Genomic DNA, 22,414 nt, shown 5'->3' on the forward strand with positions numbered 1-22,414 from the left:
CTTATTATTTTCTAGGTTGCTTACTATAATGAGACTATAATAAGGAGTGCAAAATTATGGCAGGGAAGATTTTACAGTATAAAGGAAAACAGATTGAACAACCTAATGGGTATAGAGATTCAATAGAAAGGGGAATTGCAGCAGTGAGATATTTTAGTGCGGGAGTGTCATATGGAAAAGGCACAGTTGAAGAAAATATAAATAAGCTTAAGGCTGAGATAAATAATGCAGATGCAATAGTAATTGGTGCAGGAGCTGGAATGTCTACAGCTGCAGGTTTTATTTATACTGGACCTAGATTTGAAAAGTATTTCTTAGACTTTTCTGAGAAGTATGGGTTTGATGATATGTATTCTGGCGGATTTTATCCTTATCCTAAGCAGGAAATTTTCTGGGCATATTGGGCCAGATATATTTACATTAATAGATATATGAATACACCAAAAGATACTTATCAAAAGCTTTATGAAATGGTAAAAGATAAAGATTATTTTGTGATTACTACAAATGTAGATCATTGCTTCCAAAAGGCGGGTTTTGATAAAAAGAGATTGTTTTACACCCAGGGCGATTATGGTCTGTTTCAAAGCGTTAATCCTGATATTAGGCAGACATTTGACAATGAAGAGTGGGTAATGAAAGCTTTGGAAGCCCAGGGATTTGTGAAGAATGTAGATGGAATTTTTGAAGTTCCTGGAGATAAAGCCATCAAAATGGAAATTCCTACAGATTTGATTCCTAAGTGCCCAGTGGATGGCAGTCCAGTAACTACAAACTTACGGGCGGATGATAAATTTGTGGAGGACGATGGCTGGCACAAAGCATCAGAGGCATACTCAGATTTCTTACGAAGACACGAGTCTTTACATGTTTTATACTTAGAATTAGGAGTAGGCAGCAACACTCCTGTAATAATCAAATATCCATTCTGGCAAATGACTGCATCAAATCCAAAGGCTGTGTATGCTTGCTTAAATTATGGAGAGGCATATTGTCCGATTGATATAGAAAATCAAAGTATTTGCATTGATGGTGATATAGATGAAATACTTGATATGCTGAAATAACTGGAGGGGGTTTAATGAATCAGGCTGAAAGAAGAATATGGCTCATAAAAGAACTTATGGCAGAGGATGATTATTATCGTAATTACGATATACCCTCAGATGAAAAGGGCCAGAAGGATTTCCTTCGTGCTCTTATGAATGTGCGAGAGCCAAAGGCTATAAGCGATGAGTTTTTGCAGATTCAGGATGAATATTTAAGTGTTGAAAATGGAGTAAAATCCATAGCATTTTGTTGCATTTCTACTGGAGTATTTATGTTCCCAAATCAGAGAGCTACGGAGATTGCAGTGGAAACAGTGAAGGATTGGCTTAGCGCCACAGGCAGTGAGATGAAAGTTGTATTTAATGTATTTAAAGATATGGACCTGGATATATATAGTAGCCTCTTAGGCTAATCAATAACCACTATATTTGAGCAAAACTTGCTTATGATTGAATTGCCTACATATGCAAGATATTCATCATAGTCAATATAGAAGATTTGTCCCCAGGATGAAACCTTTATCATTGTATTGTGGATTTGGGTGTCATTATGAATAATAGCTATCGCATTTACGTAGTGACTATTAGTAGATGCGGTAGCTTTATATGTATCATTTGTAGAATCATAGGAATAGAGTGTGATTCTGCGATTATATCGATACAATCCCCAGATGACAGGGATGTTGTTGCCAAGCATTTCTTCCATGGTGGAAAGCATATTTTTATGGCCATGAATACCATTCCATTTTGCTTTCATTTGAATGGATCTCATGGAATTAATATATCTGCATATTTGAAATGGTAGAATGCCAATGGAAATTTTGCCGAAGAATTCCCTGGTAAACAACTTCGTAAATACGATAGCAGTTGAAAAATGATGACACAGCTGGAGATAATCGTGCATAGAAATAGAAGTGTTATTTGCCAGATAAAGGCCACAATCAATTGCTGAAATCATACCGCAACCTTGATTGCTAAGGCCTTTAAGGTCAGTATTATTAAGCCATGATTGATTAAAACCACAGCCGATTACTTTGCCATTATCATCTTTGATTTGAATGTATTCCCGGGCCAATTCTTGTGCTTTCATATCTATGATTTTAGCATTATAAAAAAATATAAACAATTGTGTAAAAAGTGCTTGACTTATCCTTGGAATTCCTATAGAATAACCATTGTTGTTGAGGCAATCAACAGATATTGCGCGAGTGGCTCAGTTGGTGGAGCACCACCTTGCCAAGGTGGGGGTCGCGGGTTCGAGTCCCGTCTCGCGCTCTTTTAATATAAAAAATGAGGTCATCCAAATGGGTGACCTCATTTTTTGTATTAAAGAGCACTTCAATCGAGACGGGACGACCTATCACGATTTATCAAGCTTGCGATGAGAAATCGTGATGATTCCTAAATCCCGTCGAGCGCGTAGGCCCATATGGGGTACAACTGGGGTACTTCATGTGATGCTTCAGAAGATGTATAATCGTATTTGAATGCTTCTGTATGGGCAAAGAAAAAATATTTAAATAGAAATAGATATAGTAAAGAATCTAATTCCTAAGGAGGATATATAATATGGATAATTCTAATATGATTATCTATACAACTGAAGATGGATTAACAAAGGTTGATGTAACCTTCGAAGATAATACTGTCTGGCTTTCTATAGATCAAATGGCAAAATTGTTTCAGCGTGATCGAAGCGTCATAGGAAAACATGTGCGTAACATTTTTAAGGAAGGCGAATTGGTAAAAGAATCAGTGTGGGCAAAATTTGCCTACACTGCCTCAGATGGAAAAGATTATAAAGTGGATTTTTATAACTTGGATATGATTATTTCTGTAGGCTATAGAGTTAAATCTCAACGAGGAGTTCAGTTTAGAATATGGGCTGCAGGCATTATAAAGGAATATATGAAAAAGGGATTTGCCCTCGATGATAATAGATTAAAAGAATTAGGTGGTGGGGGATATTTCAAAGAACTATTAGAACGCATTAGAGACATCCGCGCCTCAGAAAAAGTATTTTATCGACAAGTATTAGAGATATATGCAACTAGCATTGACTATGATCCTCATGCGGATATTTCTATTGAGTTTTTTAAAAAAGTGCAGAATAAAATTCATTATGCAGTTCATGGTGAAACAGCAGCTGAAGTTGTTTATAGTAGAGCCGATGCAGAAAAAGATTTCATGGGCTTAACTACGTTTAAAGGAAATCAACCAACATTAAAAGAAGCTAAGATAGCAAAGAATTACTTAAATGAAAAAGAATTACGAGCTATGGGACAAATTGTATCAGGATATCTGGATTTTGCTGAAAGACAAGCCGAGCGTGAACAAGTTATGACAATGGCTGATTGGGCTAAACACTTAGATAACATTTTGACTATGAGTGGTGAACAACTTTTAAAGGGTAATGGCACAATCACACATGATCAGGCTATGGAAAAAGCCGAAAGTGAATATAAAAAATATAAAGCAAGAACCCTAAGTGATGTTGAGAATGATTATTTAAATAGCGTCAAACTGCTTGAGAAAACTAGCAAAAATAAATAATTGTAATTATAGAATTCATTATGAATTAACAAATTTGAATAAAGTGGCATACGGAATCATCATGAATAATTCAAATGTTATTGCTATAATAATTGAGTATTCATTCAAACGTATAAGTTAATCAATAATAAGGCGATGAAAAACATCTGTGGGCATAGCTATAAAAAACTATATATTAAAAATTTCATTATAGATTGGGTTATTCCGTTATGTATAGTATACATTATCCTGAACTTCGTTCTCCTAAATGGCGTTGTCGTTAGTGGCAGTATGGAGCCAACGTTAATGACCGGTTCTTTGCAGGTGGGAAATCGACTTGCCTATATCTTTGGAAATATTGAGCGTGGAGATATAATCTACTTTCATAGGGATAATGATATTGTTGGTAAAAGAGTTATAGGTATTTCAGGGGATAAAATTGAGTTTCATGATGGAGATGTATATATTAATGGAGATAAAATAGATGAAGACTATCTGGCATTTGATACAGATACTAATTGCAGTAAAACCTTTATTGTCCCAAAGGACAAAGTCTTTGTTTTAGGGGATAACAGAGAAAACTCTTACGATTCTAGATATTGGGAAGAACCATATATTAATAATGATGACATAATAGCAAAATATATGTTTTCGTCTCCACCCATATTAAAAGCATTTTATAAAAATGAAGAATCCTTTAGTGGATTTTTACCTACTGGGGCGAACCAACCACTAAATCTCAGTGAAACAGGTGAAATGATTATAATGGAGGATTATTTCACGGAAAAAGCTACAATTTGCATAGATGCAATATATGGTGGTAGTGAAGCTGAAAGGCTGATTTTGACTTATGGAGGAAATAAAACTACTTCATCAGCGAATACTGATTTTGTTGTGGTGGAATATAGTACAAGTATAAACCCTACTGAACATTATATAGATTGTAAGTTACTTGGAGAAGACGGTAATAATCTGAAATTTAATGGCAAACTATATTCATCAAAATGCTATGACATGTATTCAAATATGAGCTATAAGGATGGTGTATATTCAAATATATATGTTTATTATGAACTTCCTAACACTATCGACAATTATATTTTGAAATTTGGTACTGCCTCGGCAGAAGAATTTATAGATGGTGGTAATATTACGGCTAATTATTTAATTGAAGATGGCGAATTTTCAAACTAAAAATTGAGCAAGAATGCGCAAGTTCGAAGAGGGCATGTGAAATTTATAAAAGTGATATTAAGCTATATTATAATAAATAAGAGATATAAGAGACTAAAAAATATAGGCTATCCACAATAAGTAATAGGAGGCGTAGAGATGATAATTAACATAAAAAGAAATCTAATGTTTTTGATAATTGTATTGAGTTTGTTAGGAACATCAATATTTAGTATTAATATCAATGGATATTACTTGAGCCAGGGTATAGCCATAAAGTCAGCGATAACAACAGGGGGGGGGAGACATATATAGATGGGAAATTAGCGGCAGCTGATGGTAAAATAACTGATTTTGGACGTACTGTAGTATATGAAGTTGGTTTTACTGACGCTGATATTGCAGAATGGGAAGCGATAGGTGCCGCCAATGGAGTAGGGGCATCATCTCAAACAACTGAAAATGACTCATCTTTTAGCTCAGATGCTCAAAGCAGTAGTAATAATACATCTACCGTAACGAGAGCGATACTTCTGCAACTGAACAAAATACAACCACGTCAACTTACACTAATGAGGAAGTTGAAGCTGCTTGGGAAGAAACGAATAGAGTAGAATCTACATGTACAGAAGCAGGATATATAGAATACACTAACTCGTTAACTAATGAAACAAAAATTGAAGAATTGGAATTGGCAAAACACCAATATGTAGAAGCAGAGCGTATAGAACCAACATGTACTGAAGATGGTTCAGTTACTTACACATGTTCAGTTTGTGGAAATACATACGATGAAACAATTTCTGCGACAGGCCATTCATATGAATGGGTAACTACCAAGGAAGCGGGTTTATTTACTGATGGTTTAGAAGAAGAAGTATGCTCTATCTGTGGTGAAAAGAGTGGTGCGACACATACGTTGTCAGCAAAAATTGCAAATTCAGTTGTATTATTAATTATCTGTGGAATAATAATCGTAACTGTAGGTGCTTCTGGATTTATCCTTTTGCATAAAAGACAAGCGAAAAATGTCCAGCAAAGTAAGAAGTCTTAGTTTCATTTTAACCTACATGATATATTAGATTAAAGAAAGCACCCACTCCAAAGTGGATGCTCCACGAGTTGAAACTATTTAAATGCTCATTAAGAGCACAGCCTCTCTGTTTGCCGACAGGAGAGGCATTTTTATTTGCACTTACAAATTCTCTTGTCGAGAAAGTTTAGCAACGTGAGGAGAAAACTACAAGCCGTGAAAGGCAATATCAGGATACCTAGCATTATCATTATGATTTCGTAATCGCTCACTGGCGCCACGTCTCCGCTGCCGCTTCGGTCGGCTCAGAACAGAGGTCCACAGGACCTCTTTCGCCCCTTCCGTTAGTATCCAATTGCTTAGACACCATATAGGCTCGGGAGACTACCAACCTGTCATGGGTACTTTCAGTACGGTTAAACTGCATAAATAATCTAGCGCGGATTAGAATAAGGGGTACAACTGGGGTATATTAAAGCATGTCACAAATTGTGACGTACAAAATAAGTCAGCTTATATTGTACTTTCGATACAAAACCTTTAATGTAATCGTAGGAGGTGGGAATGATGAGTATTGGAAGTCGAATCAAGCAAAGACGTACAGAATTGAATATGAGCCAAGAAGTGTTTATAACTAACCCATACCTATACCCTAATACTACTAAGGTCGCCGTAGTTTACAACAACGAGCCTCTAGTAATGTATAATATTGAGGATATAGACTTGAGTTTAAAATAAAAAATTAAGAGGCTTATTGAAATGTACTTTAAAAAGGCTAAAGAACTATTACTAGTATGTATGGCTAGCTTGGTATTAACTAGCTGTGGAAATGCAGTTTCGGTAAAGGAAGATAGTAAAAGCGAAACTAATACTATTGTAGAAGGAATTGATGATAATAATCTACAGAATGTCTATAATGCCTATGCGGATTATCTTGAGAATAATCCTTTATATGAAGGTTTTGAAGTTGGTGAGTACGAGACATACGAAACTAAGTTAGCATTCTCACTAGTATATATAGACGAGGATGATATTCCAGAGCTTATTATTGGTTGGACTAAGTTATTAGCTAATACCTCTGATATTTGTATTTTGAAATATGTGGATGGAGATATTATAAGTAGTGGTCCGATTGGTCACTATAATAGTATCAGTTATATACCAAGAAAAAATGTATTAAATGAGAGTAACTATAATTTAGGTATTTGTTCTAATTGGTATGGATATCTTAATGATGAAGGTGAATTATCAACACATTGCGAATCTTATGAAGAATGTCCGGAAGGAGAATCTTTAGGTTTTACTTATTATGTAAAGGGTGAAGAAGTTAGTGAAGATGAGTATAACAACTATTATGATGCTGTTATTGATGGAGAGTTTACTGGTTGGTCGGGAAATAATAGTTCAAACACTACATACATACTAAATGAAGAGTCATTAGAACTCTTACGTTCAGGCGAGGTTGAAATTGATGATCCATCGAAGGAATCAAATCATCCTGAAGTAGAAGCATACAGCGAATTGCTCAAGGGAATGCTTCAGGATGTAGATGAACCTCTTCGTGTAGCATTAATAACGATTGATAATGATAACACTTATGAACTTGCAGTTTTTCAGGGAAATGCACATATTGACGGGGCGCTGCTTTACTCTTATCGAGATAATGAAGTGGTTTCATTGGCTATAGATGGTTTTCCGGAATATGGTTCATATGGTTCCTTTGAATTATTACAAAATTTGGGAATGATTTCATATAGCTATGATAGAAATGGTGGGGCTGGTGAATATCGATTTTACCTATCTCTAGCTAATGGAAAAATGACATTAGACAAAGGATTGCAGGCAGATATAACGTTTACAGAAGACGGAGAATTAAACGAAAACAAGTATTATTTGGATGGACAAGAGATAACTGGAGAAGAATATGAATCGATTATAGAAAGCTATGAAGCATCTTTATCAGAAAGTGTAGATTATGATTCATGTTATGAAATTATGAAAGAAGAAGATATCCCGGAGGCGTTATCACAAGAGTACTATTCTATATATTAGGATTTTAACCAGGCAATAAAAAAAGAGATATCCACAGCGGATATCTCTTTTTAAAACTATATGAACTTTGCAATATCTTCAACATTCTTGCGAGGTGGCTTTTTAGTAACAGATTCAGATCTGTAACCAACAGCAATAATACTCATAACCTGCTCATCCTCTGGAATGCCACAGAAATCAGCAACAACCTTTGCATCTCTTAAGCCCATGATAAGTGTATCTACACCGAGCTCAACAGCCTTTGCACAGAGCAACATGTCGTGCAAACCAAGATCATAAGCACCCCAGCCGTTTCCAACTTCGTTGTCGGCCTCTCCTGTAGCTTTGTTAAATCCAGAAACATTCTTTTTGAATGTAGTAACAACGTACGCTGTTGCATCTTTTGTGCTGTTCTGATTAAAATCAGGTAAAACAGTTTCTCTGAATTTGCTTACCTGCTCTGGAGTAGAAATACAGTAGTATCGAGATGTCTGAGTGTTCTTCCAAGAAGGTGCAGCTGATGCAGCTGATACCATCTCGCGTAGGATTTCCTCAGAAACCTGCTTACCGTTGAATGATCTAACGCTCTGTCTAGCGTCAATAACCTGCTGGAATTCCATAATAATCCTCCTAGTGAAAGTGTCTATAATTAATATCAGGTTGCAATCAATTGAATTGTATCACAATCACTCTGGAAATCAATGTATTTGGTGCTAATGAAGAGAAATACTAGCAGTATTTCCGTTAATATCTTCTAATTCAATTGATTTTACAGTGCTAGGCTCTATTATGTTATTGAATTCCAAAGAAAAAATAGCGGTGTTATTATCTCCATCAATGCTATTTAGATTATCGCATTCCCTGCAATCAATTACTGTACCGTCATCTAAGGTTAAACTTGTAATATAAGGTACGCGAGGTTTATCCATTGGAGTAGCAAACCAGCTATCTTTTACATCGTCAGTTATAGTGTAGCGAATCTCCGCAGAAATAGGACTGATTTTAAATGAAGTAGCCTCACAATTAAACTCGGGGATATATTTGTTTAAATCAATTACAAGAGCATTACTTACTTCTGGAATAGGCAAATCAAATACCCAGGTACCACCCAAACTATTCTCTGAGAAATCGCTATTCACAATAGAAAAATCGCTTAATTCTAAGTGCAAGGTTTTGCCGGTTAGGGACAATTCAGAATCAATTGAATCTGTTCCATCGATATTAAAGATAAACTCATCATCTCTGATTCCCATGCCGTATCCAAAGCTGTCCCCTTCATAGCCTTGTATATAAATATCATCAACGTTGATGTCTGGCTCACAGCCTTCGTTTATCTCAACGCCTGAGTATTGCAATGTAAGATTAATCTTATTATCATCGGCAACAATTGCTACTGGAGTAAGCGTGATACCATTGTCAGTGATGGCATATTTTGAATAATCGTCTTCTTCAGAAAATACTATTGCCTGTCCTTGTTCTGTAAGAGTTTGTTGCTGTTCGTCGGTAGCATTAAAATAGCTGCTGAGTCCATGACCCCAGAAATGACGTATTGCTGCCGTAGCAGTGATGGTAGTTATGAGAATTAAGCATATGCAAGCTGCCACTGACAACCGTTTATTAAATTTTACAATCTTTTTACCGGACTGATATCTTGCACACTGAGTAATTAAAATATCATCTACGCCGTTAAATGCTAAAAATAAATTTTCTTTTTTCATGATGCCAAATATCCCTCCTTTACCAAACGTGTTCTGAGCTTTGCTCTCAATCTGCTAAGTGTTACAGATACATTGTTCTTTGATATACCATATTTTTTTGATATGGCAGTAATATCATCGGCATAAAAGTATCTACTAAGAAAGATAAACGCTTCCCTTTCAGGAAGGGATCTGACATAATCTGCTATTATATTTTCAAGTTCCTGTCCTAAAATGGATTGCTCTACGCCATTTGAAGCTGGAATACATTCTTCTAGTTCATCAAGAATCTCATGCATGGTACCATTTCCACGCTTTTTGCTTCGACTTGCTCTGTATTTATCAAAAGCAAGTTCTCTTGCAATTTTAGCTAAAAAAGCTTTGAAGACTTTTGGCCTTGTAGGTGGGATTTTATCCCAAGTTTTTAAATAGGTATCATTTAAACATTCTTCAACATCTAAATCATCATTAAGAATATTGTTTGCGATTGATTCAAGGTAATTGCCATATTTGACGTCTGTCTCTTCAATGGCTCGTTCGTTACGTTTGAAATAAAGCTCGATTATTTCCTCGTCTTTCATGTGTGTCCCCCTTTTTATTCATTTGTAAGCGCCTTACACTTATATAGCCGTAAAAAAGATGAGATTATTACAGTTTAATAAAAAAGAAAGACTAAAGAGAAATAAAAGCAGCTAGGCTACCTCTATTTGCGCCCATTATTCGATGGGAATAAAAAAGCTTAGGATTGCAGCGTGTGCAGTAATTTGTGGTTTCGATGTGGTCTTCAGGAATGCCTGCCTCAAGGAAAACGAGGCGGCATGCAGCCCACAAATCTAGCATGTATTTATCTTTATCATCTGGATTAAAAGTTGATGGGCGGAGTAATTCGGACTTATGCTCCTCACCAAAAGCTTTTATAAATTCATTGGCAACATCTGCGCTTACTTCATAGCAATCTTTGCAAATGCTTGGTGCGATTCCACATAGGATATCGTTTTTATTACAGCCAAATTCGGCACACATTTTTTCGATGGTGACCTTGCCAATTTTACCAACTGTTCCGCGCCATCCAGAGTGAGAAAGTGCGACCACTTCTTTTACAGGATCGTAGAAAAACAAAGGAACGCAGTCAGCGTAGAATGTCACAAGTGGCATATCCTTTACGTTTGTAATGAGTCCGTCTACATCATCGTAAGGGAGTGGTTTTGTAAGTCCATTTCCTGCATCCTTTTCATCAACTACAACTACATTAGTTGTATGAGTCTGCTTTGACAGGCACATACGGTCATAGTTCATATCTAACGCATTTGCGATACGATGATAGTTTTCACGTACGTTTTCATCGGAATCGCCACGATTAAATCCTAAATTTAATGAGTCAAATACACCTTCGCTTACACCGCCGATGCGAGTGGAAAAACCGTGCTTAACACCGGCTTTTTTGAAAGAGTCGAATGTAAGAAAGGAAACACCATTTTTATTTTCTAAGTTCATATTTAAACCGCCTTAATTATATTTCTGATAGAGCATTGGTGAGCCAATTAACGTATTCTGTTTCACGAGAAATTGCATGTTCCAAAATTAGATAATGGCCATACTGGGACTCCTTTGATTTTTTATCAGAGAAGAGTAATTCGTATCGTTCATTTAGATGCGCCAATTTAGCTTTATGAAGATGCAACTGTTCGTTTAGTAATTCTGCAAGCCTAGGCTCGTTTTTGTTCTTAATGAAGTAAAGCTTCAGAACAAATTCGTCTTTGTTTACAGAAAGATGATCTTCATATGAATATTGCCATTTATGTAGTTTATTTTGGCCTTTTTCTGTAATTGAATAATAAGTTTTTTCTATTTTGTTCCCAAAATATCCAGTCTCCGATTTGATATCTTCATTGGATACTAATCGTTTTAATTCCAGATAAATCTGACTATGTTTAACTGACCAGAATTCACCGATTTCTGTCTCAAATTCTTTCATAAGGTCATAGCCTGTCTTTGGTTTATCTTCGATAAGACCAAGTAATATGTATGGTAATAAATTTTTCTGAGCCATATCTAACCTCTTAACTGTTGACAAATTATAAACATGAGTATAACATAATCACTGCAACAAATACATGTTAATAATTACATGTATGTAATTAGATGGTTCTCCCTCATTTTCGACTACATGTATTTGCTGCGAAATTAAAGAAAGAAGAGGAATTATAATGGCAAAGAAAGTATTTAAAGAACTATCAGATTTCATAGGCACTCATTTCATCTATACTTATGACAATGGATGGGAATATGAGTGGTATTGTAAAAATGACCACACATGTTGCTACAGAATTCACGGCGGAATGGTCAAAGGACGTTGGGTTACTGATCAGGAGATTAATCTTTTTAAGATTGCTGATGGCATTTATAAAGTAACTTGGACAGAGCCTACTGGTACTGATGTTGCTCTTGATTTTATGCCAAATGAAGGAAAGATTAATGGAGTTATTTTCTTCCCTAAGTGGGTTCATGAGCATCCAGAAATTACTGTATGCTACCAGGACAAGCACATTGATAGAATGATAGAAGCTCGTGAGAAGTACGATACATATCCAAAGTATGTTGTACCTGAATTTGCTACTATCACATACATTGGAGAGGCCGGAGCTGATAATGATGATGTAATTAATGAGACACCATATGAAGGCATGTGCGATGATATTAGAAATGGTAAATTCTATGATGAGAACTATCACCATGTTTCTCGTAAAGCAGAATAGCAGAAATTAGAATTTTCTGAAAATCGACTGAGATAACACAAGCTTTGCAACTTTATGAAAATGTATTGACTTATAGGTTTTTATCCTATAGAATACATCTTGTTGTTGAGGAAACAACAAAGCCTAGTTGGCTGAGATTTGTTTCAAAAATGCTTCGCATTTTCTCAACATCACGATTTTCCATCACAAGTTCGGAAAATCCTGATAATGCGCGAGTGGCTCAGTTGGTGGAGCACCACCTTGCCAAGGTGGGGGTCGCGGGTTCGAGTCCCGTCTCGCGCTCGATAATTAAAATAAGCAGTATCGCATTTGCGGTACTGCTTATTTTAGTTATCGAGCATTTAAATCGAGACGGGACGAAATGCATATAGGAGGGACCCACTTTAGTGGGAGGAACCTGTTTGCCACGACGCAGCCGTGCGAAGCACATACAATGCTGCGTCTTCCCGCTTGATTTTATCGAGCTTGCGATGAGAAATCGTGATGTTTCCTTATTCCCGTCGAGCGCGTAGGCCCATACGGGCCTCGAAGGTTCGAGGTCTCGCCTGCCGGCTCGGTCGGTGCTTCTGCTTCGCAGAGGTGTCCACTGGACACCCGCACCCCGTCTCGCGCGGACTACAACAAGGGGGTACAACTGGGGTGCATTCATTGTTTTAGGGCTTTTACAGTGATATTTACAGTGTCATTTAGAGTGACGCATGATATAATTGTGTTCAGAAATGAAAGAAATAGTTTTATTGTTACTTAAGTTTAAATGCACAAAAGTGCTGCCACATATTTATTAGAAATGTCAATTATTCTTATATAAATAAATATCGATATCAAAGTGTAAGTATTTTTATAAGGCTAAGGATTGCGCTTGTTTCAACGGAATGAAGTTGAAATAGGCGCTTTTTTTAGTCACTATCACCACCGCTCGGACCTTTCTGGAGAGCGGAGCAGCTTTGATTGACAGATGAGCTGCAGAAAGGAGCATTATGTCAGTAGGAAATGTTTTATCTAGTTATGCAGTAAACACTAGTATGCAATTTAATAATGCATCTGGTCTTATCAGCAAAACTGAAGCACAATTTGAAATTACAAGCCAATCTTCATCCTCAGGCGATGCGGTGCTTGATTATTATCATAATCTATGCTCAAAGTTTCCAGATATCTCTTTTAGATTATCTGATATGGATGAATCACTAAAACATATGAACGATAGACGACCCTATTTTGGTTACAATGATAGTCTAAATCAAGTGGGCGATAATTATAGCGAAATGGGTCAAGTTAGTATTGATATCGATGCTGCTGTCATTCGCAAGATGCAGAATAATCCTGATTTTGAGGAGGAAGTTTTAGCTGCTATAGAAAATTGCGAAAAAAATTATGGACAATATCAACAAGAGGCAATTCGAAATGGCATGCCATATACGGATCATCATCTTACATTAGATGGAACTAGACTCCAAGAATCTCAAGGCTACTTTTCTTCAAGGTATTCTACTGAGGAAGAACTTCGAAAAATGTGGGATGCAGAAGAATACCAAAGGAAAATGGGTCAGTTTTTTGAGGAACAGAAAGCTGAACTTATTGAAATCTACCTAAAAATGACTGAGAGTTGTATCCTTAAAAAAGATGAGCTTGCGTCTTCAGAACAGAGTAAAGAGGAACAGCGAATTGAAAATATAACAAAAGCAACTCAACAGGTAGAGGATGAATATGAGTATGCTATTTCGAAACATGAAAAAATTGAGAGTGTTGATATTGCTGATGTGTCAAATGACCGTAAGGGGATTTATTAGCAATGCTTAATCCTGTAAATGATACTCTCGAGAATTACCTTTAGAGTGCGGATTAATTCCCGTCTCGCGCTCTTTTAATATAAAAAATGAGGTCATCCAAATGGGTGACCTCATTTTTTTATTATTTAGTAAGTATCTAACTTTGAAAGCAGTTCCAGATTATTTTTTTCGTATTCATTAAAAACGCTATCATCGAAGTCTGCTGCCTGTACTTCTGGAAGATACCAGAGTTGTGTGAGGTAAAAATTGTTTAAATCCTCATCTGTAAAAATATAACCATGTCTGGCATAGATTTCATTTTTGGCTAAATGAATGATTATAGGTGGAACATTTTCGAAATCCGATGCTTGATAGTATTGGGTATCTGTATTAAATAGAGGATAGCAATCTACAGAGATATCAGTGCATTCGCAAACTACTTCCTTATATCTTAAGAAATCAGGATAGTATGAAGTTTCGTCTTTATAGTGACTTCGTTTATCAAGCTCAGCTAGAATCTGTTCCTCGGTCCAATCGTCATTATATTTATTTAAAGTAGTATCGCTGGTGGTAGTTTGAGAGTCATCGTCCTGCACTTTAATAAGCTCATAATGCCCATTAATTCCATAACCGATTACGTTGTCTTCTGACAGGACAAAATCTTCCACATCAATAGTGATGGTATTGTCTTTTAATTGAATTAATAGTGTTCCGCTATTATCCCAACCATCATCTGAAAATTTATACGTACAAGTTCCATCTATAATGGTTCCAGTGATATTGTCTACTTCGGCAAATCTATCATATGAGCTTGTTTGTGTATAAAGAGAAGCATTTGTTATTTTATCGCCTTCTATTTCAATATTAAACTCAGCTCCACTATCTGTTATGCGAGAACCATCAGTAGACCATAAGCCTACATAATCCGAGTAGTCTTCAGTGCTAGATTCCATACTAGATGACTCATCATTGGCTGGCGAGCTAGCAGCGCTATCCAATGTGTTTTCTTTTAATTCTTGAGAGTTGGTTTCTCCGCTGGCTTGATTACATGCTGAAAGAAGCATTGTAGCAGAAACTAATATTAGAATAAGTCTTCTTTTCATTATTTAGGTCCTCCGATGATGCGATGTTTTTATAGTGCAAACCTTATACTAGCACTGGGCTTGGATTATAGTCAATATATCTAGTTCTGTGGTTTTTTATGCTGAATAAGCTTTTTGTATAGAGATTAAACTTTTATCCTGCCTATAGTGTGGCTAATAGATTTTGAATATCTATACAAGACCAAGATTTAATAGTTACTGTGGATTAGAATTTTAAGGAGTACAGTTTTTTTGAGTAAAAGTATAATTTTTACTGTAGGATTATAGGATAATATTGATTTGTTATATAGTTTGAAAAAGGTTTACTTTCATATAATAAAGAAAAATGGGGTATATGAGAAAGAGTGTGGCGTAGTTACGCCACACTCCTTTTTAAAATACAGTGATTTTAAAAGTATTTGTCGATTTAACTGTATTATGAAAATTCCCGCTGTTCCCAAGCAGATACTCTCAACGATAAATCAACTAAAATGTAAAAATAGTCTCCTCACAGGAACGAATAAAACAAGCATCAATACAAAGTTGGAGACGCAATGGACTAAGTCCCAAGGGATGCCTGCAATCCACCAAGGGAATGCTGTGTTTATGGCTGCCGTTAATCCTCCGGAGAAGAGCCCAATCGCAAAATATGTTAGCGAACAAAGTGCTCCAAAACATAGTCCGAATAACCCTGAAAAGATTGCCCAAAATACAGGTGATTCTTCTTTTCTAAAGAGCCAAGCCAATAACACAAGCAGTGGCCATATATACATATACATTATCCACCAGGTATTCATGCCATAGATGGCACCTTCCACTAGGATAAATGCAGGTACTACTGCAACTATTTTTCGCCCGAAAAAGAGTGTGAACATTATTAGCCAAAACGTTGTAAGTTCCACATTTGGGGCAAAACTAAGAACTGCTTTGCAAACTTCTATTAAAGCTATCATCATTCCGATGAGAGCGATATCTTTTGTTGTAAATCTGCTGTCCATATTACTGTGCTAATTCATAAGTCCATGTATATGTGTCGCCATCAGCTACTGGCTGCTGGTTAGCACTATACTGACCGTATTCTCCGTTAACATATAATGCCCAGTATGCATTGTCTTCTGCGTAGATAGCCTGAGTTCCGTTAATCACTTCTACCATAAGTCCGTAGTCTCCTTCTTGACCGCTGAAGGAAAAACTATCATCAGATTCTGCCAACTCATCCATAGCATCCTTTAAATACTCAGCGTCAGTGTGTACATCGTATGTTGTTGATTCTCCGTTATTATCCACAACTTCAATTACAATTGACTTTGCACCTTCAGTAGGCTTTGCGCTGAATTTGTTATAGCAAAGTACAAATACTGCGATTAAAGCAACAAGAGCAACAGCTCCGATTATTATTTTCTTTAAACTTTTCTTTTCCATAAGAATCTCCTTTGCTTATTATTGGCTATAGTTTAACAGATTGCAGGCGATTTATATACAGGAAAGAAAAAGCTGTATGCCGTTATTTGACACATACTACACACTATGCTAGAATTCACTCCGTTGTACTTTGATAATTGAATAGAGGTCAAGAAATCCATGTATTTATTCCTCGTTTTAGCGCCATGCACCAGGACGACTGGTTAACGAGGAGGAGGGATTATCGAAAATTCGGCGGGTGCCCTCCCGTGTAGCCTAACGCGAACGCATTAGCAAATATGCAGGTAACTGCAAAACAAAAATAATGCGATAGGTAGTTTTGAACTTTCACAGCATTGCTGTAATACATAGAAAGAATGAGGAATAAAACATGTGTGGAATTATAGGTTTTTTAGGAAATGATGCGTTAGCTAATATATTAGATGGATTAGAGCTTCTTGAGTATAGAGGTTATGACAGTGCAGGACTTGCTATCAGACGTAATAATGAAGGCGAGTCAGAGGTGTACAAGTGCCAGGGCAGAGTTAGCGACCTTAGAGGAATTGTTCCAGCTGAAGGTGCTGATTTTAGCTGCGGTATTGGTCATACTAGATGGGCTACTCATGGTGGAGTTTGCGATAAGAATGCTCATCCACATCGTTCGGGAAAGGTTACATTAGTTCATAACGGCATCATTGAAAACTATGCTGATTTACGTGAAGAATACGAGCTTGAGGATAAGCTTGTTACTGAGACAGATACTGAGGTTGTTGCAGCTCTTATTGATAAGCTCTACGATGGTGATCCAAAGAAGACAATCAAAAGAGTAATCAAAAAGATTAAGGGTACATTTGCGTTTGTAATCATGTTTGACGATAAGCCAGATACTATCTACGCAGTTAGAAATGTTAGCCCAATCGTAGCTACAACTACTGACAATGCGACTGTGTTGTCTTCTGACCCAGCAGCACTTTTCAAGTATTCAAAGGAGTACTTTGTACTTGATGAGAGAATTATTCTTACAGCAAATCGTGATGGCATTTCTTTAGAAGATTTCGATGGTAATCCAGTTGAGCCAAATTACACAAAGGTTGATTGGGATGTTTCTGCTCCAGGAAAGCAGGGCTATCCATATTTTATGGCAAAGGAAATTGATGAGCAGCCAACTTGCATTCGCAGAATCTTAAGCAATTATCTTGTTAATAATGATATTGAGTTTGGTTTCGGCGGCACATTAGACGATGCTTTAAAGAACTTCAATCGTATTTGCATTGTTGCCTGTGGTACAGCTTTGCATGCAGGTATTATGGGAGCTCAGTTGTTCAAGAAGTGGACAGGAATAAATGTTGATACAGAGATGGCTTCAGAGTTTATTTATTCTGATACTACAGTTGGCCCTGATACACTTTTCATTGCAGTTTCTCAGTCAGGTGAGACAATCGATACTTTAGAGGCCCTTAGAAAGGCAAAAGAAGCAGGTGCACTATGTCTTGCAATCTTAAATGTAAGAGGTTCATCAATTTCACGTGTTGCAGATTATACTCTTTACACAGATGCAGGCCCAGAAATTGCAGTTGCCAGCACAAAGGCATACACAACACAGATGTTGATGTTCTACATGCTTGCCCTTAAGTCAGGCCTTGTAAGAGGAACAATCACAGAGGAGTATTTTGAGGAAGCTACTAGCAACCTTAGAAAAATCCCTGATGCTATGGCAGAGGTTATCGGCCAGAAGGATGCAATTCACAAATTAGCAAAAGAAGTAATCACAGCTTCTGACCTTTTCATGATTGGTAGAGGTTTGGATTACACAGTACTTATGGAAGGTGCCTTAAAGCTTAAGGAGATTTCTTACATTCATTCTGAGGCATACGCAGCTGGCGAATTAAAGCATGGTCCAATCGCTCTCATTTCAGAGGGAACACCAGTTATCGCTGCGGTAACTCAGACACATTTGATTTCAAAGGCATTGTCAAATGTTAAGGAAATCAGAGCTCGTGGAGCAAATGTTGTGCTTATTGCAAAGAATGAATTAAAGGCTGATTTCTCTGATGAGTATCATGTAATTGGTCTTCCAGATTTAGATGACGAGTATATGTCATTCCCAGAAATCGTTGCTCTTCAGATTTATTCATACTACGTTTCTGCAGATAAGGGACTTGATGTTGATAAACCAAGAAACCTTGCAAAGGTAGTAACAGTTGAGTAATAGATAATATTTTTTTGAGGAATAAATGCCTGGATTTCGGCCCAAAGTACAGTAAAAATAATCATTAAACTCTTGTCACTTTTCAGTGTGACAAAATCAAATAACTAACAATTGAATTTCTTCACATTTCCCCTTTATAATACAATCAAGACGAATGCATTCGGATTTTAAACTAGGTGCAGGTAGACGTGCCAAGCCTTTTACAGTTTGGAGGAGAATCCTAATGAAAGAGAGAATACAAAGCTTTGGCCGATTCCTTAGTGGAATGGTAATGCCAAACATTGGTGCTTTTATAGCATGGGGTTTGCTAACAGCACTATTTATTGATACCGGCTGGTTGCCTAACGCACAACTTAGTTCGATTGTAGGTCCGATGCTTACTTACGTGTTACCAGTATTGATAGCTTATCAAGGTGGTAAGATGGTCGGTGGAAACCGCGGGGCAGTAATGGGCGCAATTGTTGCTATCGGTGTTATCTGTGGTACAGAATACACAATGTTTATGGGTGCAATGGTTGCAGGACCACTTGGCGGCTGGGTTATCAAAAAGTTTGATAAGGCAGTTGAAGGAAAGATTCCATCAGGATTTGAGATGCTTGTTAACAACTTCTCAGTTGGAATTTTTGGTTTATTGCTTGCAATCATAGGCTACTACTTGATTGGACCATTTATGGGCGCCGTACTTGCTATATTAAATGCAGGCGTTCAGGTGCTTGTAAACAATGGCTTGCTTCCACTTGTTTCTGTTTTTGTTGAGCCAGCAAAGGTATTGTTCCTTAACAACGCTATCAACCATGGTATCTTTACTCCACTTGGAGCAGAGGATGTGGCAGTTGCTGGTAAGTCAATTTTCTACATGATTGAAACAAACCCAGGTGCAGGTACAGGTGTACTTTTAGCATACATGTTGTTTGCAAAGGATAAGACAACAAAGGACTCAGCTCCTGGAGCACTTATCATTCACCTACTTGGTGGTATTCACGAGATTTATTTCCCATACGTTCTTATGAATCCACTTCTTTTACTTGCAACAATTGGTGGTTCTGTTGCAGCAATGATTTTCAACACAACACTTGGTCTTGGACTTGCAGGTCCTGCTTCACCAGGTTCAATCATCGCTTATGCAGGAATGGCACCAAAGGGATCGACATTACTTGTAATTTTATCAGCTGTAATTGCAGCAGGCGTATCATTTGTTATCGCTGCTCCAATTGTTAGACTTTCAAATTCTAAGACATCACTTTCTGATTCAACAAATCAGATGAAGGAAATGAAAGCTCAGTCAAAGGGCGTTTCTGTAGATCAGGTTTCTACAGTTGCTGACTCAATAACAGCAGATATTAAAAATATTAAGCACATCGTATTTGCGTGCGATGCTGGAATGGGATCTTCAGCAATGGGCGCTTCAGTGCTTAAGAAAAAACTGACAGATGCAGGAAGATCTGATATCGAAGTTAAGCATGCTTCAGTTTCAGAGATTCCATCAGATGCTCAGATTGTAGTTACACATAATGAACTTGCAGATAGAGCTAGAAGAAATGCTCCGCAGGCAAGATTAATAACCATCACAAACTTCATGGCTGCACCAGAATATGATGCGCTTGTAAATGAATTAAAAGCATAGATAGGGATTTTTACTATGAATATTACACCTCGAGTGAAGCAGATTATTACACATTTGTTGAGCGTTAAGCATCCGCTTACCGATGGGGAAATTGCGGACTTTTTAGGGGTGAGCAAGCGTACCGTTCTGCGAGATATAGATGAGATTACAGATGTTTTAAAAGCATTTGATTTAACATTTGTTCGCAGAAAAGGTGAAGGCAGTTTCATTGAAGGAACTGATGAAAATAAGAATGCCATTCTCGAAGAGATTAGCGCTCAAAGAGAAATGGTTGTCGCTGATAAAGAAAGAAGGAGAAATCTATTAAAGCTAGAGCTTCTCAGAAATCGTGAACCACAAAAGCTGTTTTATTTCAGCAACATGTTTGGAGTTAGCGAAGCCACCATTAGCCACGATTTAGATGCTATTGAAGACTGGGCAAAGGAATATCATCTTGAGATGATTAAAAAGCCTGGATTCGGCATCATGGTGTCTGCCTCAGAAAAGAATTATCGAATAGCCTTACAACGCTTCGTTACCGAAAACATGAGAATAGACAGTGAGCCTACATTGGGCGATAACATTTATTCATTGATGAATGAGGGCATTCTAGCAGAAGTAGGATCTGTACTTGAGGATATAGACGAGCCTTTCCTGAAAAACATTACAAATGATGCTTATGTGGGGTTATTAGTACATTTGGCAGTTGCAGTTGAAAGAATAGGACAGGGTAAGTTTGTTACTGAGGAAAGTTATGATGCTTCTTTGGACAAGGGATACGATATTGCAAAAAAAATTGCAACAACCCTTGAAGGAGTTTTTAACATAACTATTCCTGAAGCAGAGATTAACAATATTCTTCTTCATATTAGAGGTGCAAAATTTAAATATTCTAACGATACTGGCTTGGAGCAAGTCATGGGGGCTGAGGAGCTTCTAAATATCGTGGATGAAATGATAGATGCCATTGATTCTGGATATGCCAGCGAAATCAAATATGAGGACGATTTCATAACAGGATTGATTGTCCATCTTGAAACGGCAATCTATAGAATGAAGAATGACATGCCAATATCTAACCCTTTGCTAGAGCAGATAAAGGCTGAATATCCTTCAGTTTACGAAGACTGTAGAAAAGCGGCAGAAGTTATATACAATCATACAGGCTTAATGCCAAATGATTCAGAGATTGGATACCTTTGTATGCATTTTGGTGCTGCCAAGGAGAAAATCGAAAGTAGGAAAAGAAAAAGAAGAACTGTTAGCATTGGAGTAATTTGCGCAAGCGGGTTTGGCGTTGCACAGCTTATGATTGCCAAACTTAAAAATAATTTTGCAAATTACGACATTGTCATCAAGGCTTACGGCTTTGATGAGATAACTGAACATATCATATCCCGTACTGATTTCTTTATATCAATCATTGAAATGGATGATTTTGGTACCGATTACATTATGGTTAATCCTATGATTACCAAAAAAGATATCTTGCAAATCAGTATGAAGATAGATGAGTATTCCACATTGCCAACAAGGCAGGCGGATACTGACTTTACAAGACAGCTGGATGAGATTAACAACATCATCATTAGGTTAAAAGGGATTATTCGTAAATATCACCATCTAAAGATATTCCCTCTTACATCTTTTGAAGAACTGGTGAATTCTCTGAGTTCGGATATTACTGAGTCGCCTAAGGCAGCTGTAATACTTGCTTCGGAAATAATGGCTCGTGAACAGATCATGAGCCAGGTATTTCCTGAGGTTGGAATCGCACTTTTACATGCCAGAAGTAGAGCTGTAAAAGAGTGCATGGTAGTCACTGCTAGTTGTGAAAACGGGCAGGAGCTAGCAGGTGAAGGTTTGAATGGGGTAAAAGCTGTGCTTTGCATGGTTATGCCACTAGATGAACATAGAAAAGAAAATTCCGAGATGCTAGGAAGAATTAGTAGTGCAATTATAGATGATGAAAGTTTTCTTTCAGCAATACAAAATGGCCGAGAGGATGCTATACGAAACAAGCTGCAGAAAATATTGAAGGAATATTTTAGTAGTCAGCTAAACGAGATATAAATGGAGGTT

Annotated in this window: 21 protein-coding genes and 2 tRNA genes; 14 read left to right on the plus strand and 9 right to left on the minus strand. The window is 37.1% G+C overall.

The genetic code is table 11. The features are described from left to right. Positions 1–56: 56 nt before the first annotated feature. Positions 57–1,067: an SIR2 family NAD-dependent protein deacylase gene (locus E7274_RS06960; RefSeq protein ID WP_304174797.1), complete on the plus strand. Its 1,011-nt coding sequence runs from the start codon at positions 57–59 to the stop codon at positions 1,065–1,067. 14 nt (positions 1,068–1,081) lie between these two features. After that, entirely contained in the window at positions 1,082–1,462 is a 381-nt protein-coding gene (locus tag E7274_RS06965; protein WP_304174799.1) for a macro domain-containing protein, read from the plus strand. Here E7274_RS06965 and E7274_RS06970 read toward each other — a convergent pair. Further along, positions 1,459–2,139, minus strand: a complete 681-nt coding sequence (locus E7274_RS06970) for a hypothetical protein (protein WP_304174801.1) — start codon at positions 2,137–2,139, stop codon at positions 1,459–1,461. The two genes, E7274_RS06965 and E7274_RS06970, sit on opposite strands and share 4 nt — an antisense overlap. A 112-nt stretch (positions 2,140–2,251) precedes the next feature. Between E7274_RS06970 and E7274_RS06975 the strand changes: the two genes are divergently transcribed. The 6 genes from E7274_RS06975 to E7274_RS07000 all read left to right on the plus strand — a co-directional run bounded on the left by E7274_RS06975 (position 2,252) and on the right by E7274_RS07000 (position 7,839). Beyond that, positions 2,252–2,324, plus strand: a tRNA-Gly gene (locus tag E7274_RS06975). A gap of 294 nt (positions 2,325–2,618) precedes the next feature. Further along, positions 2,619–3,602: a virulence RhuM family protein gene (locus tag E7274_RS06980; protein WP_304174803.1), complete on the plus strand. Its 984-nt coding sequence runs from the start codon at positions 2,619–2,621 to the stop codon at positions 3,600–3,602. Positions 3,603–3,737: 135 nt separating this feature from the next. After that, a complete protein-coding gene (gene lepB / locus E7274_RS06985; protein ID WP_304174805.1) occupies positions 3,738–4,775 on the plus strand; it encodes a signal peptidase I in 1,038 nt (345 codons plus the stop codon). A 670-nt stretch (positions 4,776–5,445) separates the two neighbouring features. After that, positions 5,446–5,808 (plus strand): hypothetical protein, encoded by a 363-nt coding sequence (locus E7274_RS06990; RefSeq protein WP_304174807.1) that lies wholly within the window; start codon positions 5,446–5,448, stop codon positions 5,806–5,808. Between the two features lie 546 nt (positions 5,809–6,354). Continuing rightward, positions 6,355–6,525, plus strand: a complete 171-nt coding sequence (locus E7274_RS06995) for a hypothetical protein (protein WP_304174809.1) — start codon at positions 6,355–6,357, stop codon at positions 6,523–6,525. 21 nt (positions 6,526–6,546) lie between these two features. Next, positions 6,547–7,839 (plus strand): hypothetical protein, encoded by a 1,293-nt coding sequence (locus tag E7274_RS07000; RefSeq protein WP_304174811.1) that lies wholly within the window; start codon positions 6,547–6,549, stop codon positions 7,837–7,839. A 56-nt stretch (positions 7,840–7,895) separates the two neighbouring features. Here the strand turns inward: E7274_RS07000 and E7274_RS07005 are convergent, their stop codons facing one another. The 5 genes from E7274_RS07005 to E7274_RS07025 form a co-directional block, all read right to left on the minus strand. After that, complete coding sequence (locus E7274_RS07005) at positions 7,896–8,438, minus strand: nitroreductase family protein (RefSeq protein ID WP_304174813.1); 543 nt, start codon at positions 8,436–8,438, stop codon at positions 7,896–7,898. 93 nt (positions 8,439–8,531) lie between these two features. After that, positions 8,532–9,536 carry a DUF4179 domain-containing protein gene (locus E7274_RS07010; protein ID WP_304174815.1) on the minus strand — a complete coding sequence of 335 codons (1,005 nt, stop codon included), beginning with the start codon at positions 9,534–9,536 and terminating at the stop codon, positions 8,532–8,534. Then, on the minus strand, positions 9,533–10,096 hold the full coding sequence (locus E7274_RS07015; RefSeq protein WP_074790048.1) for an RNA polymerase sigma factor: 564 nt from the start codon (positions 10,094–10,096) through the stop codon (positions 9,533–9,535). Before E7274_RS07015 ends, E7274_RS07010 begins: the two co-directional genes overlap by 4 nt. A gap of 91 nt (positions 10,097–10,187) precedes the next feature. Then, positions 10,188–11,009, minus strand: coding sequence for a peptidoglycan editing factor PgeF (gene pgeF / locus E7274_RS07020; protein WP_304174816.1), 822 nt, complete (start codon positions 11,007–11,009; stop codon positions 10,188–10,190). A gap of 16 nt (positions 11,010–11,025) precedes the next feature. Next, on the minus strand, positions 11,026–11,565 hold the full coding sequence (locus tag E7274_RS07025) for a PadR family transcriptional regulator (protein ID WP_304174818.1): 540 nt from the start codon (positions 11,563–11,565) through the stop codon (positions 11,026–11,028). 157 nt (positions 11,566–11,722) lie between these two features. Here E7274_RS07025 and E7274_RS07030 point away from each other — a divergent pair, with 157 nt between their 5' ends. The 3 genes from E7274_RS07030 (at position 11,723) to E7274_RS07040 (ending at position 14,058) form a co-directional block, all read left to right on the plus strand. Continuing rightward, a complete protein-coding gene (locus E7274_RS07030; protein WP_304174820.1) occupies positions 11,723–12,271 on the plus strand; it encodes a phenolic acid decarboxylase in 549 nt (182 codons plus the stop codon). 209 nt (positions 12,272–12,480) lie between these two features. Continuing rightward, positions 12,481–12,553, plus strand: a tRNA-Gly gene (locus E7274_RS07035). Positions 12,554–13,248: 695 nt separating this feature from the next. Next, complete coding sequence (locus E7274_RS07040) at positions 13,249–14,058, plus strand: DUF6033 family protein (RefSeq protein ID WP_304174822.1); 810 nt, start codon at positions 13,249–13,251, stop codon at positions 14,056–14,058. A gap of 125 nt (positions 14,059–14,183) precedes the next feature. On the opposite strand, the gene E7274_RS07045 is transcribed toward E7274_RS07040, so the two are convergent. The 3 genes from E7274_RS07045 to E7274_RS07055 all read right to left on the minus strand — a co-directional run bounded on the left by E7274_RS07045 (position 14,184) and on the right by E7274_RS07055 (position 16,541). Further along, complete coding sequence (locus E7274_RS07045; protein ID WP_304174825.1) at positions 14,184–15,140, minus strand: YARHG domain-containing protein; 957 nt, start codon at positions 15,138–15,140, stop codon at positions 14,184–14,186. A 461-nt stretch (positions 15,141–15,601) separates the two neighbouring features. Next, a complete protein-coding gene (locus tag E7274_RS07050; protein ID WP_044935842.1) occupies positions 15,602–16,117 on the minus strand; it encodes a hypothetical protein in 516 nt (171 codons plus the stop codon). A 1-nt stretch (position 16,118) separates the two neighbouring features. Next, a complete protein-coding gene (locus tag E7274_RS07055) occupies positions 16,119–16,541 on the minus strand; it encodes a DUF4430 domain-containing protein (protein WP_304174826.1) in 423 nt (140 codons plus the stop codon). Positions 16,542–16,911: 370 nt separating this feature from the next. On the opposite strand from E7274_RS07055, the gene glmS reads away from it, so the two are divergent. From glmS to E7274_RS07070, 3 genes are all read left to right on the plus strand, one after another. Then, entirely contained in the window at positions 16,912–18,729 is a 1,818-nt protein-coding gene (glmS, locus tag E7274_RS07060; protein WP_304174828.1) for a glutamine--fructose-6-phosphate transaminase (isomerizing), read from the plus strand. A 223-nt stretch (positions 18,730–18,952) separates the two neighbouring features. Then, the gene (locus E7274_RS07065) at positions 18,953–20,353 is read left to right on the plus strand and encodes a PTS mannitol transporter subunit IICB (protein ID WP_304174830.1); all 1,401 of its coding nucleotides are present in this window, start codon (positions 18,953–18,955) and stop codon (positions 20,351–20,353) included. Between the two features lie 15 nt (positions 20,354–20,368). Continuing rightward, positions 20,369–22,405, plus strand: a complete 2,037-nt coding sequence (locus E7274_RS07070; RefSeq protein WP_304174831.1) for a BglG family transcription antiterminator — start codon at positions 20,369–20,371, stop codon at positions 22,403–22,405. Positions 22,406–22,414: the final 9 nt, after the last annotated feature.

The sequence above is a fragment of the Pseudobutyrivibrio ruminis genome (genome assembly GCF_015057245.1).
GTDB lineage: Bacteria > Bacillota > Clostridia > Lachnospirales > Lachnospiraceae > Pseudobutyrivibrio > Pseudobutyrivibrio ruminis_E.